At 66.6% G+C, this 15,745-nt stretch carries 14 protein-coding genes; 10 read left to right on the plus strand and 4 right to left on the minus strand.

Going from position 1 to position 15,745, the window contains the following annotated elements:
- The first annotated feature begins 44 nt into the window (after positions 1–44).
- The 3 genes from CYJ10_RS03600 to CYJ10_RS03610 all read left to right on the plus strand — a co-directional run bounded on the left by CYJ10_RS03600 (position 45) and on the right by CYJ10_RS03610 (position 2,736).
- Positions 45–1,376: an MFS transporter gene (locus CYJ10_RS03600; RefSeq protein WP_101680159.1), complete on the plus strand. Its 1,332-nt coding sequence runs from the start codon at positions 45–47 to the stop codon at positions 1,374–1,376.
- Between the two features lie 242 nt (positions 1,377–1,618).
- On the plus strand, positions 1,619–2,416 hold the full coding sequence (locus CYJ10_RS03605) for an AzlC family ABC transporter permease (protein ID WP_101680160.1): 798 nt from the start codon (positions 1,619–1,621) through the stop codon (positions 2,414–2,416).
- Positions 2,413–2,736 carry an AzlD domain-containing protein gene (locus CYJ10_RS03610; RefSeq protein ID WP_101680161.1) on the plus strand — a complete coding sequence of 108 codons (324 nt, stop codon included), beginning with the start codon at positions 2,413–2,415 and terminating at the stop codon, positions 2,734–2,736. The genes CYJ10_RS03605 and CYJ10_RS03610 overlap by 4 nt, the downstream gene beginning before the upstream one ends.
- Here the strand turns inward: CYJ10_RS03610 and CYJ10_RS03615 are convergent.
- On the minus strand, positions 2,733–3,884 hold the full coding sequence (locus CYJ10_RS03615) for a helix-turn-helix transcriptional regulator (protein ID WP_101680162.1): 1,152 nt from the start codon (positions 3,882–3,884) through the stop codon (positions 2,733–2,735). The genes CYJ10_RS03610 and CYJ10_RS03615 overlap by 4 nt on opposite strands.
- Before the next feature lie 160 nt (positions 3,885–4,044).
- Positions 4,045–5,151: a helix-turn-helix transcriptional regulator gene (locus CYJ10_RS03620; RefSeq protein ID WP_101680163.1), complete on the minus strand. Its 1,107-nt coding sequence runs from the start codon at positions 5,149–5,151 to the stop codon at positions 4,045–4,047.
- Positions 5,152–5,518: 367 nt separating this feature from the next.
- On the opposite strand from CYJ10_RS03620, the gene CYJ10_RS03625 reads away from it, so the two are divergent.
- The 7 genes from CYJ10_RS03625 to CYJ10_RS03655 all read left to right on the plus strand — a co-directional run bounded on the left by CYJ10_RS03625 (position 5,519) and on the right by CYJ10_RS03655 (position 13,237).
- The gene (locus CYJ10_RS03625; protein ID WP_101680164.1) at positions 5,519–6,715 is read left to right on the plus strand and encodes a phosphoglycerate kinase; all 1,197 of its coding nucleotides are present in this window, start codon (positions 5,519–5,521) and stop codon (positions 6,713–6,715) included.
- A gap of 96 nt (positions 6,716–6,811) precedes the next feature.
- On the plus strand, positions 6,812–8,257 hold the full coding sequence (gene pyk / locus CYJ10_RS03630) for a pyruvate kinase (protein ID WP_101680165.1): 1,446 nt from the start codon (positions 6,812–6,814) through the stop codon (positions 8,255–8,257).
- Positions 8,258–8,368: 111 nt separating this feature from the next.
- Positions 8,369–9,433, plus strand: a complete 1,065-nt coding sequence (fba, locus tag CYJ10_RS03635) for a class II fructose-bisphosphate aldolase (RefSeq protein ID WP_101680166.1) — start codon at positions 8,369–8,371, stop codon at positions 9,431–9,433.
- 107 nt (positions 9,434–9,540) lie between these two features.
- Positions 9,541–10,449, plus strand: coding sequence for a phosphoribosylaminoimidazolesuccinocarboxamide synthase (locus CYJ10_RS03640; RefSeq protein WP_101680167.1), 909 nt, complete (start codon positions 9,541–9,543; stop codon positions 10,447–10,449).
- Between the two features lie 18 nt (positions 10,450–10,467).
- Positions 10,468–10,965 carry a 5-(carboxyamino)imidazole ribonucleotide mutase gene (gene purE / locus CYJ10_RS03645; RefSeq protein WP_066739411.1) on the plus strand — a complete coding sequence of 166 codons (498 nt, stop codon included), beginning with the start codon at positions 10,468–10,470 and terminating at the stop codon, positions 10,963–10,965.
- Positions 10,966–10,993: 28 nt separating this feature from the next.
- A complete protein-coding gene (locus CYJ10_RS03650; RefSeq protein ID WP_101680168.1) occupies positions 10,994–12,238 on the plus strand; it encodes a 5-(carboxyamino)imidazole ribonucleotide synthase in 1,245 nt (414 codons plus the stop codon).
- A gap of 6 nt (positions 12,239–12,244) precedes the next feature.
- Positions 12,245–13,237 (plus strand): L-threonylcarbamoyladenylate synthase, encoded by a 993-nt coding sequence (locus CYJ10_RS03655; RefSeq protein WP_101680169.1) that lies wholly within the window; start codon positions 12,245–12,247, stop codon positions 13,235–13,237.
- 205 nt (positions 13,238–13,442) lie between these two features.
- Here CYJ10_RS03655 and dacB read toward each other — a convergent pair whose 3' ends face one another.
- Together dacB and CYJ10_RS03665 are read right to left on the minus strand one after the other, a co-directional pair.
- Positions 13,443–15,032: a D-alanyl-D-alanine carboxypeptidase/D-alanyl-D-alanine endopeptidase gene (gene dacB, locus CYJ10_RS03660; protein WP_101680170.1), complete on the minus strand. Its 1,590-nt coding sequence runs from the start codon at positions 15,030–15,032 to the stop codon at positions 13,443–13,445.
- Between the two features lie 102 nt (positions 15,033–15,134).
- A complete protein-coding gene (locus CYJ10_RS03665) occupies positions 15,135–15,608 on the minus strand; it encodes a PACE efflux transporter (protein WP_101680171.1) in 474 nt (157 codons plus the stop codon).
- Between the last annotated feature and the right edge of the window lie 137 nt (positions 15,609–15,745).

A 15,745-nucleotide genomic window follows, 5' to 3' on the forward strand; every position in this document is an offset into this window, starting at 1 on the left:
CGACATCGCTGCATCGCAATATCGCTAAAAAGGGGAGGGCGATCATGCTGGACTGGTTCAAGGAGTTGTCGCGCGCCGAGCGCAAGGGGTTCTACGGGGCGTTCCTGGGGCATGCGGTCGACGTGTTCGACTTCATGATCTATTCGTTCCTGATTTCGACGCTGCTGGCGCAGTGGGGCATGAGCAAATCGATGGCCGGGGCCATCGTCACGTGGACGCTGGTGTCGTCGCTGGTGGGCGCCGTGGGCGCGGGCCTGCTGGCCGACCGCTTTGGCCGCGTGCGCGTGCTGCGCTGGACCATCGTGGTATTCGCGGTGTCCTGCTTCCTGTGTGGCATCGCCAATTCGCCAGAACAGCTGATGGTGTTCCGCATGCTGCAGGGCCTGGGCTTTGGCGGGGAATCGTCGCTGTGCATGGTGCTGGTGACCGAGCTGATCCGCAATCCGGCGCATCGCGGCAAGTACTCGGGCTTCACGGCCAGCAGCTACTCGTTCGGCTGGGGCGGCGCGGCCATCGCGTACGCCATCACGTTCAGCCTGTTCGAGCCCGAGACGGCATGGCGGGTCTGCTTCTTCCTGGGCATCCTGCCCGCGCTGGTGGTGGTCTACCTGCGCCGCAACCTTGAGGAACCCGAAGTCTTCCTGAAGAGTCGTGCCGAACGGGCGGGGACGTCGGCCGGTGCCGACCTGGCGCGCGTGTTCCGCAAGCCGCTGCTGCGCAAGACCGTGCTGTGCAGCCTGCTGTCGGGCGGCATGCTGGGCGCCTACTACGCCATTGCCACCTGGCTGCCGACGTTCCTGAAGACCGAGCGCGGCCTGTCGGTATTCGGCACCAGTTCCTATCTGGCCGTGACGATCCTGGGCTCGCTGGTCGGCTATGTGGCCGGGGCCTATGCCACCGACCGCTGGGGCCGACGCCTGACCTATATCGCCTTTGCGGCCGGCGCGTTCGTGATGGCCATGATCTACATGGTGATTCCGGTATCGAACACGTCGATGCTGTTCCTGGGCTTTCCGCTGGGGGTGCTGATGCAGGGCGTGTTCTCGGGCATCGGCGCCACGATCTCGGAGTCATATCCGAGCAGCGTGCGGGCCACCGGCTACGGCGTGGCGTACAACCTGGGCCGCGTGATCGGATCGTTCTTTCCACTGGCCGTGGGCTGGCTCAACAGTGGGCGCACGTCGCTGGCGCTGGCCATCGCCATGGTGGCCGGGGTCGGCTATGCGCTGGTGATGGTATCGGCGGCGCTGCTGCCCGAGACTTCGGGTATCGACCTGGGACAGGCCGGGGGCGGCGACCACGACGATGCGACCGAACCCGCGGGCGCCACGGCAGCGCCGCTGACGCCTGTCGCGCCGGCCAGCAAGCCCGCCTGAGCCGGTCTGGATGTGCCCGGCAAGCGGCGATTGGGGGTGGCGGGTTGCCATGTGACGGCTGCGCTTTGACCTCGAAACAACAGTCGCCCCGCTCGCAATTAAGCCACTGCTTACCAGTGGTGCCGGCGGCCCTATAATGGCTGCTCCGCCATCGGCCACGCGTCTCAGCGTGGCCGATGGTCCTTCCTGACGGCAAGGCCGCACACAAGACGGCCTGCCGTACCGTCTCTTCTCATCTCGCCATGACACCCCGACAGTCGTCCCCGGTGTGGTTGCGCCTCTGGCATCGCTTTGCCGAGGTGGAACGCAACGCCTTTCTCGACGGGGCGCGATTCTTCGCGCCCTCGCTGCCCGCAGTATTTTCCTGGGGCCTGGTCACCGGGGTGGCCATGAGCAAGTCGGCGCTGACCGTGCCCGAGGCCATCGGCATGTCGCTGCTGGTCTATGCGGGGTCCGCGCAACTGGCCGTGCTGCCGCTGTTCGCGGCGGGCATGCCGATCTGGACGGTCTGGCTTACGGCGGCCGTGGTCAACCTGCGCTTCGTGATCTTCAGCGCCGCGCTGCAGCCGCACTTCAACTACCTGCCGGGCTGGCGCCGCACGCTGCTGGGCTTCTTCAACGGCGACCTGCATTTTGTCTACTTCATGCAGCGGTACGCCGAACCGGGCTACGCGCCGGGCAAGGAAGGGTATTTCTGGGGCATGGCGCTGATCAACGGCGCCACGTGGCAGGTGTCGTCGATCATCGGCATCGTGCTGGCCAGCCTGTTCCCGGACAGCTGGGGCCTGGCGCTGGCGGGCACGCTGGCGCTGATCCCGGTGATGATCGCGACGATCAACTCGCGCTCGACGCTGATGGCCGTGGTGGTGTCGGCGGTGGTGGCGCTGCTGTGCTTCGACCTGCCGTACCGGCTGGCGCTGGTGATTGCCGTGGTGGCCGCGATTGCCGCCGGCATGGCCAGCGACGAGATGGCGGCGCGCGCCACACTGCGCGGTATCCGCGCTCGCAAGGGCGGCCAACCGACGGGAGACCAGGCATGAGCCATCTCGATACCTGGATCGCCATCCTCGGCATGACCGTGGTGACGGTGTTCTCGCGGGCGCTGTTCCTGATGGCGGGCGAGCGCGTCACGGTGCCAGACCGCATCCAGCGCGCGCTGCGCTATGCGCCGGCCGCGGCGCTGGCGGCCATCATCCTGCCCGACCTGCTGACCTTCGAGGGCCATTTCACGATCTCGCCCGGCAACGACAAGCTCATGGCGGGCATTGCCGCCACGGTCTGCTATGTGCTGACCCGACGCATGGTCGGGATGATCGTGGTGGGCATGGCAGTCTACACCGCGCTGCGGCTGCTGGGCTAGACGGCCTGCGCCTCCTGGCCGGCCGGCTCGGCCAGGATACTGCCCAGGCGCGTCAGCAGGTGCGCCAGTTGGGCCTGGGTGCTGGTACTGGTCTTGGTGAAGATGGCCTTGAGCTGCGAACGCCCGGTTTCACGCTTAATCCCTAGCTGCATGCACGCATCCGGCAGGCCGATACCCGTGGTCAGCAGCATGGCCAGCCGGTTCTCGGCCGGCGTCAGGCCGTACAGGTCACGTAGCACGGCCGGCACCGCACGCGGCGGGCCCTGGGTCTCGTGGATGGCCACCAGGACCGGCTGGCCCTCCCATTCCGAAGACAGGTAGAGCGCGGGCGTCATCGCCACTGCGACGATCTGCGCCCCCCGGCCATCGGCACCGATCGCCTGGATGGCCTGCGCGGGCTGCAATGTGTTGGGGTCGCACAGCGATCGCACGACATCGGAGAACGGTCGCGACAGGCGCCATCCGTGGCCGTTGGCGCTACCCTGGCTGTCGGCGGCGTCGCCGGGCAGCAGCCGGCGGGTCCACGGATGGCCGGCCGCATTGGCCAGCAGCACCTTTCCCGATTCCGAAAAGACGACCACCCCGAATGGCAGCCGATTGAGCATGTCGGCCGAGACGTGGCCTTGGGCAGCCACCGCATGCGTGCGGTCGCGCAGGGCCATGGCTTCGCGCAGGTGCGGTATGGCCCAATCCAGCGCGCGGGCGTCGGTTTCCGCATAGCCGTCCGCGCTGGCCGGGCGCTGGAGCACCAGATAAATCTCGCGCGCCGGACGGCGGTCCACCAGGCAGGCCATGACCGATGTCAGCGCCACGTCATCGAACGATTCGCCCCCAAAGGCCTGGTGCTGTGCCGTGGCGCCGGCGGTGTCGCTCCGGTCGATATGCCAGCCGCCGACCGGCATGGAGCCCGATACCAGCATGCCGCTGTGCAGCCGGTAGGGCGGCGGCAGGATGGCCAGGTTGTCGGGCGCACGGTTGACCATGTGGCGTACCTGCACGGTCTGCTGCGCGCTATCCAGCACCAGCAGGGATGCCTGGATGCTGCCGCTTTGTTCGCACAGCGCGTGGAGACTGCGTTGCCAGGCAAGGGGCTCGAAAACGCCCAAATAGAGGCCACGAATGGTCTCATGCATGTCTGCTGCGTTCATCACGTGACTTCCTTTGTCCTTTTCGACGGCGAGCGTCCTTTTCGACGGCGAGCGCACGAGCGAAGGGCGCCGTCGTGCATCGCGACCCGATGAGGGCCGACGTGGTGGGGCGTGCCAGGGCTGCTGCGGGGGATTCCCTGCAGGGACAGCGAGACGGGCGTCAGCCTCCGTCCAGCGTGGCCGCCAGCTTCGTCAACAGGTGGGTGAACTGCGCCTGGCTCGTGCAGCCGGTCTTCAGGAAGACAGCCTTGAGCTGGGTGCGCGCGGTCTCGTGGCGAATGCGCATGTGCAGGGCTGCCTCGGGCAGGCCTTCGCCCGTGGCCAGCCGCGACGCCAGCCGCGTTTCCGCCGGGGTCAGACCGTAGAGATTGCGCAGCACGGTGTCGAGCAGGACGGACGGCGCGCCCGCCTCGTGCACCACCACCAGCGCCGCCGGCTGCTGCCACTGCGACGCAAACGTGTGCGTGGGCGGCAACGGCAGGACAAGGACTTCGGCATGGTTGCCGTGATCGTCGCTGGCGCGCGCGGCTTGCGCACCAAGCGGATTGCCGGGGTCGCAGGCCGCCTGCACCATCTCGGCAAACGGGCGCGACAGGTGCCAGGCTGAGGTCTTGCCCGATGGTTCCAGGCGGCGCGCCCAACGTTCGCCAGCCATGTTGGCTAGCAGCAGGTGCCGGTCGGGCGCGTAGACGCCCACGGCGAAGGCCAGCCGTTCAAGCAGGCGGGCCGAGATCGAGGCCATGGTCGACAGCGCCAGCGTGCGGTCGCGCATGGCAATGGCGCTGCGCATATGGGGGATGACCCAGTCGAGCCGGCGCGTGTCCTCGCCCGAGAAGGCGCTTTGCGACAGCCCGCGCTGCATCGAGAAATACACCTCGTAGTGCGGCTGCCGTTCTACCAGGCAGGCGACGTACGAGCGCAGGTCGAACCGATTGAAGAAATCGCGATAAAACGGATGACGCGCCATGGCCTGCGGGCCCAGGTCGCGCGCGTCGATGTACCACGCACCCGGCACCAGCCGGGGCGCGAAGGCCTTGGCCGGGTCGATGGATTGGAAATCGTTTTCATAGGCGGTGAACAGCTCCGCCACCGGGTTGACCACTTCGTTGACCGTCACCTGGTCGCGCACCGTGTCCCACACCATCATCGACGCATGCGCCGTGTCGGCAATCTCGGTCAGTGCGCGCAGGCTTTGCTGCCACACGGCGGGATCGAGGATGCCTTCATACAACCCACGGATAGCGCCGTGGATGGCGGCTTGTTCCATCTGACTACCCCCTTGCATTCACCACATCTGTTCCTTTCCGCGTGTCCGTCGCGCACGTCCGCGGAAATGGTGGAGCCAGTCTCTGCCGGCTGTCGTCTGGTGTCATGATGTATTAAAACTATCAAAAATAGTTCGAGTGTCTGACTATGCATACGTTTAGTACATTAAGCGTACATTACCGCATGCGGGCCGCTTGTTGTTAAGACAATTAACCCTCCTTAAGTAGGGGTGTGGTTTGGCCGCCGTGTGATGCATCAGCGGCGCTGCCGCCGGAAGGCGTAAATCCGTAACGGTGATCAGGTAAAATGGCGGTTTCCCCGACTTCTGTGGACGGTTGTATGCCGTCCCCGTCCCCGCTCTTATCGCCATGACCTCTGTTCTGCGTCTTACTGATCTCATTTCCCAAGGCAAACTCTCCGGCAAGCGTGTGTTTATTCGCGCCGATCTGAACGTGCCGCAAGACGACGCAGGAAACATCACCGAGGACACCCGCATCCGCGCTTCGGTGCCGGCCATCCAGGCCTGCCTGGAGGCGGGTGCTGCAGTGATGGTGACGTCACACCTGGGGCGTCCGACCGAAGGCGAGTTCAAGCCCGAGGATTCGCTGGCCCCGATCGCCACGCGCCTGTCGGAACTGCTCGGCAAGCCGGTGAAGCTGGTGCAGAACTGGGTCGATGGCGTGGAAGTGGCGCCCGGCCAGGTGGTGCTGCTGGAAAACTGCCGCGTCAACAAGGGCGAGAAGAAGAACAGCGACGAGCTGGCTCAGAAGATGGCCAAGCTCTGCGACATCTACGTCAATGACGCCTTTGGCACGGCGCACCGCGCCGAAGCCACCACTAACGGTATCGCCAAGTTCGCCCCGATCGCCTGCGCCGGCCCGCTGCTGGCCGCCGAGATCGACGCGCTGGGCCGCGCGCTGGGCCAGCCGGCCCGTCCGCTGGTGGCCATCGTGGCCGGCTCGAAGGTATCGACCAAGCTGACCATCCTGAAGGCGCTGGCCGACAAGGTGGACAACCTCGTGGTGGGTGGCGGCATCGCCAACACGTTCATGCTGGCCGCCGGCCTGAAGATCGGCAAGTCGCTGGCCGAGGCCGACCTGGTGGGCGACGCCCGCACCATCATCGACATCATGGCCGCCCGCGGCGCATCGGTGCCGATTCCGGTCGACGTGGTCTGCGCCAAGGAATTCAGCGCCACGGCCGCCGCGACGGTCAAGGACGTCAAGGACGTGGCCGACGACGACATGATCCTGGACATCGGTCCGAAGACCGCCGCCATGCTGGCCGACCAGCTCAAGGCCGCCGGCACCATCGTCTGGAACGGCCCGGTTGGCGTGTTCGAGTTCGACCAGTTCGGCAACGGCACCAAGGTGCTGGCCGAAGCGGTGGCATCGTCGAAGGCGTTTTCGATCGCCGGCGGCGGCGACACGCTGGCCGCCATCGCCAAGTACAACATCGCCGATCGCATCGACTACATCTCCACCGGTGGCGGCGCCTTCCTGGAGTTCCTGGAAGGCAAGAAGCTGCCGGCGTTTGAAGTGCTGGAACAACGCGCTGCCGGCTGAAGCCCGCGCGGGCTGGCGGCGCGAGCCGGCCGGCCCGTGGCCACGCCCCTGAAGCCGACAAGCCCTCAAGCCAGCTAACCCCAGGAAACCGTCCGCATGACCCGTTCCACCAAGATCGTTGCCACGATTGGCCCCGCGTCCAGCTCGCTGGAAGTGCTGACCCGCATGATCGGGGCCGGTGTCGACGTGGTGCGCCTGAATTTCTCGCACGGCACCGCGCAGGACCATATCGACCGCGCCGCGCTGGTGCGTGAGGCGGCCACGGCCTGCGGCCGCGAGGTGGCCATCATGGCCGACCTGCAGGGGCCCAAGATCCGCGTGGGCAAGTTCGAGAACGGCAAGGTCACGCTGAAGTCCGGCGACGCGTTCGTGCTCGACTCGACCTGCGAAGTGGGCAACCAGGAGCGCGTGGGGCTGGACTACAAGGACCTGCCGCGCGACGTGGGCCCGGGCGACGTGCTGCTGCTCAACGACGGCCTGATCGTGCTGGTGGTGGACCGCGTGATCGGCACCGAGATCTTCACCACGGTGCGCGTGGGCGGCGATCTGTCGAACAACAAGGGCATCAACCGCCAGGGCGGCGGCCTGTCTGCGCCGGCGCTGACCGCGAAGGACATGGAGGACATCAAGACCGCCATGGCCCTGCACGCCGACTACGTGGCCGTGAGCTTCCCGAAGAACGCCACCGACATGGAAATGGCGCGCCAGCTGGCCAACGTGGCCGGCCAGCCGCACAACCACAAGGCGCGCATGATCGCCAAGATCGAACGCGCCGAGGCCATTCGCCCCGGCGTGCTCGAGGAAATCCTGAACGCATCGGATGGCATCATGGTGGCCCGCGGCGACCTGGCCGTGGAAGTGGGCAACGCGGCCGTGCCGGCGCTGCAGAAGCGCATGATCCGGCTGGCCCGCGAGGCGAACAAGCTGACGATCACGGCCACCCAGATGATGGAAAGCATGATCGTCAACCCGGTGCCGACGCGCGCCGAGGTGTCTGACGTGGCCAACGCCGTGCTGGACGGCACCGACGCCGTGATGACGTCGGCCGAGACCGCCGCCGGGCGCTATCCGGTGGAAACGGTCGAGGCCATGGCCGCGATCTGCCTGGAAGCCGAGAAGTCCGAGGTGGTGCAGCTCGACACCGATTTCCTGAACCAGACGTTCTCGCGCATCGACCAGTCGATTGCCATGGGTGCGCTGTTCACGGCCTATCATCTAGGCGTGAAGGCCATTGCCGCGCTGACCGATTCGGGCGCCACCGCCTTGTGGATGAGCCGTCACCGCATCCATGTGCCGATCTATGCCATGACGCCGAACCTGGCGTCGCAGCGCAAGATGCAGCTCTACCGCAATGTGGTGCCGCTGCCGCTGCAGTCGAGCACCGACCGGGACGAGGCGCTGGAACAGGCCGAGGAACTGCTGCTGGCGCAGGGCGCCGTGCAGCATGGCGATTTCATTGTGCTGACAATCGGTGAGCCGATGGGCCAGGCCGGCGGCACGAACACGCTGAAGATCGTGAGGGTCGGCAGCAAGTTCAAGTAGAGAAACGTCCGATGTGGTGCGCTGCACGGACGGCGCACCGCGGATGCGCGAACCTGCCCGGCGCAGCATCGAAAAAATACTAGATACCGATTTTTTATTCAGGAGTTTGACATGCCACTCGTATCCATGCGCCAGCTGCTGGACCATGCCGCCGAGAACAGCTACGGTCTGCCGGCCTTCAACGTGAACAACCTCGAGCAGGTGCAGGCCATCATGCAGGCCGCCGACGAGGTCAACGCCCCGGTGATCATGCAAGCCTCGGCAGGCGCGCGCAAATACGCTGGCGAGCACTTCCTGCGTCACCTGATCGAAGCCGCCGTGGAAGCCTATCCGCACATCCCCGTGGTGATGCACCAGGATCACGGCCAGTCGCCGGCGATCTGCAAGGCCGCCATCGACCTGAACTTCTCGTCGGTGATGATGGACGGCTCGCTGAAGGAAGACGGCAAGACCCCGTCCGACTACGAGTACAACGTCGACGTCACCCGCAAGGTCGTGCAGATGGCCCACGCGCTGGGCGTGACCGTGGAAGGCGAACTGGGCTGCCTGGGCTCGCTGGAAACTGGTGAGGCCGGCGAGGAAGACGGTATCGGCGCCGAAGGCAAGCTCGACCACTCGATGCTGCTGACCGATCCGGAGCAGGCCGCCGACTTCGTCAAGGCCACACAACTGGACGCCCTGGCCATCGCCATCGGCACGTCGCACGGCGCGTACAAGTTCACGCGCAAGCCCACGGGCGACATCCTGGCCATCGGCCGCATCAAGGAAATCCACGCCCGCATCCCGAACACGCACCTGGTGATGCACGGTTCGTCGTCGGTGCCGCAGGAACTGCTGGCCGAAATCCGCCAGTTCGGTGGCGACATGAAGGAAACGTACGGCGTGCCGGTGGAAGAAATCCAGGAAGCCATCAAGTACGGCGTGCGCAAGATCAACATCGACACCGACATCCGCCTGGCGATGACCGGCGCGATCCGCCGCTTCTTCGCGGAAAACCCGAGCAAGTTCGACCCGCGCGAATACCTGAAGCCGGCCCGCGAAGCCGCCAAGCAGGTTTGCAAGGCCCGCTACATCGCTTTCGGTTGCGAAGGCCAGGCCAGCAAGATCAAGGCCGTGTCGCTGGCCGACATCGCCGGCCAGTACACGTCGGGCAAGCTCGCCCAGGTCGTGCAGTAAATCGTTTCGCCGCCCCGCCCGCCCAGCGCGCGGGGCGTTCGTACTTCATGGGGCTTCGCCAATTGCACGAAGCCCCGCTTGTTTTCAGCCGCAGCCGCTTTCACACCATGTCTGACGCCCTCTACGAATCCTCCATCCAGTCCCTGCCGCTGCTCGGCAAGGGCAAGGTCCGCGACAACTACGCTGTCGGCGACGACAAGCTGCTGATCGTGACGACCGATCGCCTGTCGGCCTTCGACGTGATCATGGGCGAACCGATTCCGGCCAAGGGCCGCGTGCTGAACCAGATGGCCAACTTCTGGTTCGGGAAGCTCGCGCATATCGTGCCGAACCACGAGACGGGCGTGACGGCGGAAAGCGTGGTGGCGCCGGACGAAGTGGCGCAGGTCAAGGGCCGCGCCGTGGTGGTCAAGCGCCTGAAGCCGATCTTGGTGGAAGCGGTGGTGCGCGGCTACCTGGCCGGCAGCGGCTGGAAGGACTACCAGGCCACGGGCAAGGTCTGCGGCATCGCGCTGCCGGCCGGCCTGCAGAACGCGCAGAAGCTGCCCGAGCCGATCTTCACCCCGGCGGCCAAGGCCGAGATGGGCGAGCACGACGAGAACATCTCGTTCGACGAGGTGGTGCAGCGCATCGGCCGCGAGCTGGCCGAAAAGATGCGTGACATCTCGATCCGCCTGTACAAGGAAGCATCCGAGTACGCGGCCACGCGCGGCATCATCATCGCCGACACCAAGTTCGAGTTCGGCCTGGACGAAGACGGCACGCTGACGCTGATGGACGAGGTGCTGACCGCCGATTCGTCGCGTTTCTGGCCGGCCGACTCGTACCAGGTGGGCACCAACCCGCCGTCGTTCGACAAGCAGTTCGTGCGCGACTGGCTGGAAGCCGTGCGCATCGACGGCAAGCCGTGGCCGAAGACCGCGCCCGCGCCGAAGCTGCCCGAAGACGTGGTGCAGAAGACCGCCGACAAGTACAAGGAAGCGCTGACTCGCCTGACTGGCGAGCAGCTGCTGTAAGGCGGAAGGGACAAGAACATGAGCAACGCAGCAAAGCCGGTGGTGGGCGTGGTGATGGGCAGCAGTTCCGACTGGGACGTGATGCAGCACGCCGTGGCCATGCTCAAGGATTTCAACGTGGCATTCGAGGCGCAGGTGGTATCGGCGCACCGCATGGCCGACGACATGTTCCGCTATGCCGAGTCGGCACGCAGCCGTGGCATCCGCGCGATCATCGCCGGCGCCGGCGGTGCCGCGCACCTGCCGGGCATGATCGCCGCCAAGACGATCGTGCCGGTGTTCGGCGTGCCCGTGCCGTCGAAGTACCTGCGTGGCGAGGATTCGCTGCTGTCGATCGTGCAGATGCCCAAGGGCGTGCCGGTGGCCACGTTCGCCATCGGCGAAGCCGGTGCCGCCAATGCGGCGCTGCACGCGATCGCCACGCTGGCCACCACCGACGACGCGCTGGCCAGCGCGCTGGAAGCGTTCCGCGCGAAGCAGACCGAAGCCGCGCGCGCGATGACCCTTCCCGTTTAAGACCTTGTAGCGACCCCACGCCTGAGCCATGCCGACCGATATCCATCCCTACCTGTCCGAAGCCCATACAGCGGAGTCGCGCGCCGAATTTGGCGTGGACGCCCCCGGCGCCCCCATCCTGCCCGGCGCCTGGCTTGGCATGCTCGGCGGCGGCCAGCTGGGCCGCATGTTCACGCACGCGGCGCAGTCGATGGGCTATCGCGTCTGCGTGCTCGATCCCGATCAGGACAGCCCTGCGGGCAACGTGGCCGACCGCCATATTTGCGCCACCTACACCGATGACGCTGCGCTGGCCGAGCTTGCCAGCCTGTGCCAGGCCGTGAGTACCGAGTTCGAGAACGTGCCGTCGATCTCGCTGGACCGCCTGGAGCAGGCCGGTGTGTTCGTGGCGCCGCGCGGCTACTGCGTGTCGATTGCGCAGAACCGTATCGGCGAGAAGAAGTTCTTTGCGTCGTGCGCCGAGCGTACGGGCGTGCCGCCGGCCCCGCACTGGGTGATCCAGCACGACGCCGACGTGGACAACGTGCCCGACAACGTGCTGCCCGGCATCCTCAAGACCGCGCGCATGGGCTATGACGGCAAGGGCCAGGCCCGCGTGAAGACGCGCGAGGACGTGCGCGCCGCCTGGAAGGCCATGCAGCACGTGCCGTGCGTGCTGGAGCAGATGCTGCCGCTGGCCTACGAGGTCTCCGTGCTGGCAGCCCGTGCTGCAGACGGCACCACGGCCACCTGGCCGCTGGCCGAGAACGTGCATCGTGACGGCATCCTGTTTTCCACGACGATGCCGTCGATGAGCGTGTCCGACGACATCGCCACGCGAGCCCGCGCGGCCGCCGCCACGATCACGTCGGAAATGGGTTACGTCGGCGTGCTGTGCATCGAGTTCTTCGTGCTGACCGACGGCACGCTGGTGGCCAACGAGATGGCCCCGCGTCCGCACAATTCTGGCCATATCACGATGGATGCCTGCGAGACGAGCCAGTTCGAGCAGCAGGTGCGTGCGATGGCCCGACTGCCGCTGGGCAGCACGCGCCAGCATTCGGCCGGCAAGATGCTGAACCTGCTGGGCGACTGCTGGTTCGAGTTCGGCCTGGAGCGCACGCCGGCCTGGGACGAAGTGCTGGCCCAACCCGGCGCCAAGCTGCATCTGTATGGCAAGAACGACGCGCGCCCGTCGCGCAAGATGGGCCACGTGAACTGCCTGGGCGACCAGGCGGATGCCGCGGCCGCCGCGTTCGATGCCGCCGCCACGGCCCTGCATATCCCCCTCTGAGATTCGATGTCCTCACGCATGCCCACGGCCGCCGAGCTTGACGAGGCGGTTCGTCTGCTCGAAGCCGGCCAGCTCGTGGCCTTTCCGACCGAGACCGTCTACGGACTTGGCGCCGACGCCGAGAACCCGGAAGCCGTGGCGCGCATCTTCGCCGCCAAGGGCCGTCCGTCCAATCATCCGGTCATCGTGCATGTGGTGGATGGCGGCGACGTCAGCTACTGGACCGATGACGTGCCCGAGGCTGCACAGAAGCTGATCGACGCCTTCTGGCCCGGTCCGCTGACGATCATCCTGAAGCGCGCCGCGCATATTCCGGCCGACGTGGCGGGCGGGCAGGACAGTATCGGTCTGCGCTGCCCGTCGCATCCGGTGGCCCAGGCGCTGCTGGCGCGTTTCAAGCGTGGCCGGGGCGGCATTGCCGCGCCGTCGGCCAACAAATTTGGCCAGGTCAGCCCGACCACGGCCGAACACGTGCGCGACGAATTCGGCGGCACTGTCTACGTGCTGGAAGGCGACGGCGTGGACGTGGGCATCGAATCGTCGATCGTGGATCTTTCGCGCCTGGATACGCTGGGCCCGGTGCTGTTGCGCCCCGGCGCGATCACGGCGGCGATGATGGCCGACGTGCTGGGTACGCTGCCGTTGCCGCCCGATGCCGCCGCGCCGCGTGCGTCGGGCACCCTCAAGGCCCACTACGCGCCGCGCACCACGCTGACGCTGGCGCAGGCCGACGCACTGCCGCAGCTCCTGCATGGCCTGCCCGACGGCGGGCGGCTGGTGTTCGTCGGCAAGGCGCTGGCCAGTGCCGATGCCCGCTGCGTGTTCGTGGCGGCGCCGGCCACACCCGACGCGTATGCCCAGGCGCTGTACGGCCTGCTGCGCAAGCTCGACAAGGAAGGCTATCAGCGGCTGGTGTTCGAGCCGGTGCCCGATTCCCAAGCGTGGGACGGTGTGCGCGACCGCTTGGGCCGCGCGGCGGCGGCGTTCGAGGACAGCTGAGATGTAGACGTTGGCCCTCTCCCGCCGGGCGGGAGAGGGGAGCACGGCAAAAGCTGTTGATGAGCCCCCGGTTTTGCCCCCGTTCACGAGCGGGAGCATCCGGAAAGCTCTTGGTATGCCCTTGGTTTTCTCCCCTCTCCCGCAGGCGGGTGAGGGACGGGGGAGAGGGCAGGCGTTTCAAATCTCGCCACGCCCGAATCCACCTTTAGGGCGCGCCCTTGTAGACCCACTGCATCAGCGCATCGTGTGCTTCCTGGGCGCCTGACGCGTTGGGGTGGTTGATATAGGCCACCACCACATAGCGCTCGCCATTGAGCGCGTCGACATAGCCGGCCAGCGCCCGCACATCGGCCAGCGTTCCGGTCTTCAGGTAGGCGTTGCCGGCCGCATTGGCGCGGGTCAGGCGGTTGCGCAGCGTGCCGTCGACGCCGAGGATCGGCAGCGAATCGAGCAGTACCGGCCCGACGTTGCTGGCCAGTGCCTGTTGCAGCAGGCGGGCCATGTCGTAGGCGCTGATGCGCTCGTCGCGGGACAGCCCGGAGCCGTTCTCGAGCACTAGGTTCGGCATGTCCAGGCCCTGCTTGGCCAGCCACTGATGAATCACGCGCGACGACTTGTCGGTGCTGGCCGGCCCCTTGCGATCCATCTCCGCCCCGATCGTCAGGAACAGCTGGCGGGCCATCACGTTGTTCGAGAACTTGTTGATGTCGCGCACGATGTCGCCCAGCGGCTGGCCGTAGTGGCGCGCCAGCAGGAAGGCGTTGCGCGGCACCGAGCCGCTGCGCAGGCCGGGCGGACGCGCGAAGCGGCCGCCGGCGTTCTGCCATTCGGCGACGAAGCCACCCCAGATGAAATCGCTATGGCTCAGCGTGGCCAGGTTGACGATGTGTTCGCCGCAGTCGGCCGAGTAGCTGCCGTCGAACGATGCCACGACCGTGCCGTCTGGCTGCGGCATGATGCTCGGCGTGGCGCGCGACTTCCAGTCGCCGCAGCGGCCGTTGGCCAGCGTCATCCGGTTGTCCACGCGCAGCTGCGCCAGGGCGGGCGTGACGGCCACGTCCACGGTGCGGTTGGCGGCGTCGGGGGTGATCGTGAAGGACAGCGTCTTGAACGCGTAGAGCAGGGCGTCCGGATTCACGTTGTAGGCGCGCTGGGTCTCGCCGTCGATGGTGTAGCTGCCGTCCATGCCATCGGCAAAGAAGCTGCGGTCCAGCACCACGTCGCCGTTGATGGTGTTGGCGCCGGCGGACCGGGCCGTGGCCACGAGCTTGGCCATTTCCTCGGGCACGAGCTTGGGATCGCCCCGGCCACGCAGGTAGACGTTGCCGTTGATCGTGCCATCGGGGCCGGGCTGGTTATCGGCATAGAGCGACGTCAGCCAGCGGAATTCGGGCCCCAGCAGCTGCAGGCCGGCGAAGGTGGTGACTACCTTCATCGTCGAGGCCGGATTCATCGGCGTCTCGGCGTTCCAGCTCACGCGCGCCTGCGGGGCGCCCACCTTGACCACGTAGAAGCTCGCGGCGGACAGCGGCACATGGGCACGGCGCAGCGCGGCGGTCACGGTGGCGGGCAGGCCGCTGCGCGCGGCGGCGGGATCGGCGGGTTCGGCCTTGGCGCGGGCGGCACCGGCTGTGGCGGCGACTGCCGTGGCAGCGGTGGCAGCGCGAGCAGCCTTGGCACTCTTGACGGGCTTGGCCTGGGCTCCGGACAGGCCGAGGATGAGCAGCGTGGCCGCGATGATGGCGGGCGACAGGCTGCGGCGGAGCATGGACGGACGGATGAGCATGGCGAGCATGTTAACGCATGGCCCATGCACGCCGGATGACGTCATGTGGCCGTTTCCGGCCGCATTTCGTGATCGAGGTCGACTACGCGGCGCTCGGTCCGCTCAGTCCGCTCAGTTGGCCGACTGGCAATCGGATGCCGACGTGGATGCCGCCGGGCGCGCCGACGGCGTGGCGTTCGGGATCGGGAAGATGACGTCGTAGGCCCAGTTGTAGAAGAACGCGTAGACCATGTAGTAGCCGGCCACGGCGATGTCCATGACAAAGGCCTCGACCAGGCCGATCTTCAGGTACCACGCCACCGACGGCAGGAACACGATCAGCAGGCCGCCCTCGAACAGGATCGCGTGCAGCACGCGGATCGGCGCCGACTTCTTGAGCTGGCCCGTGAAGCGCAGCATCGCGCGGTCGAACAGGATGTTGTAGATGTAGTTCCACGTGGCGGCGATCAGGGCCGCCACCGCGCCAACGATGCCCATCTGGTGCAGGTCGTACCCGAACACCCAGCTGGCCAGCGGCGCGAACGCGATCAGACCGATCACCTCGAAACCGACGGTGTGACGAATACGGTCTGCAGTGGTACGCATGAGACTCTCCAATTTCAGCAAAATTCGACGATGGGAGGCATTCTATCGGCGCGACAGCTGATCGCAAGTTGGATACCATCTAAAAATCCGATAGATGACGGCTGACGCCCCACCGCATCGCCGTCGTAGAACACCGC

This window comes from Cupriavidus pauculus (assembly GCF_002858765.1).
Classification (GTDB): domain Bacteria; phylum Pseudomonadota; class Gammaproteobacteria; order Burkholderiales; family Burkholderiaceae; genus Cupriavidus; species Cupriavidus pauculus_B.

Coding starts and splice junctions, on each gene's coding strand:
- CYJ10_RS03600 (WP_101680159.1), top strand. CDS start 45: ATGCTGGACTGGTTCAAGGAGTTGTCGCGCGCCGAGCGCAAGGGGTTC.
- dacB (WP_101680170.1), bottom strand. CDS start 15,032: ATGCTCGCCATGCTCATCCGTCCGTCCATGCTCCGCCGCAGCCTGTCG.
- CYJ10_RS03655 (WP_101680169.1), top strand. CDS start 12,245: ATGTCCTCACGCATGCCCACGGCCGCCGAGCTTGACGAGGCGGTTCGT.
- CYJ10_RS03650 (WP_101680168.1), top strand. CDS start 10,994: ATGCCGACCGATATCCATCCCTACCTGTCCGAAGCCCATACAGCGGAG.
- CYJ10_RS03640 (WP_101680167.1), top strand. CDS start 9,541: ATGTCTGACGCCCTCTACGAATCCTCCATCCAGTCCCTGCCGCTGCTC.
- CYJ10_RS03605 (WP_101680160.1), top strand. CDS start 1,619: ATGACACCCCGACAGTCGTCCCCGGTGTGGTTGCGCCTCTGGCATCGC.
- purE (WP_066739411.1), top strand. CDS start 10,468: ATGAGCAACGCAGCAAAGCCGGTGGTGGGCGTGGTGATGGGCAGCAGT.
- CYJ10_RS03620 (WP_101680163.1), bottom strand. CDS start 5,151: ATGGAACAAGCCGCCATCCACGGCGCTATCCGTGGGTTGTATGAAGGC.
- CYJ10_RS03625 (WP_101680164.1), top strand. CDS start 5,519: ATGACCTCTGTTCTGCGTCTTACTGATCTCATTTCCCAAGGCAAACTC.
- CYJ10_RS03665 (WP_101680171.1), bottom strand. CDS start 15,608: ATGCGTACCACTGCAGACCGTATTCGTCACACCGTCGGTTTCGAGGTG.
- fba (WP_101680166.1), top strand. CDS start 8,369: ATGCCACTCGTATCCATGCGCCAGCTGCTGGACCATGCCGCCGAGAAC.
- pyk (WP_101680165.1), top strand. CDS start 6,812: ATGACCCGTTCCACCAAGATCGTTGCCACGATTGGCCCCGCGTCCAGC.
- CYJ10_RS03615 (WP_101680162.1), bottom strand. CDS start 3,884: ATGAACGCAGCAGACATGCATGAGACCATTCGTGGCCTCTATTTGGGC.
- CYJ10_RS03610 (WP_101680161.1), top strand. CDS start 2,413: ATGAGCCATCTCGATACCTGGATCGCCATCCTCGGCATGACCGTGGTG.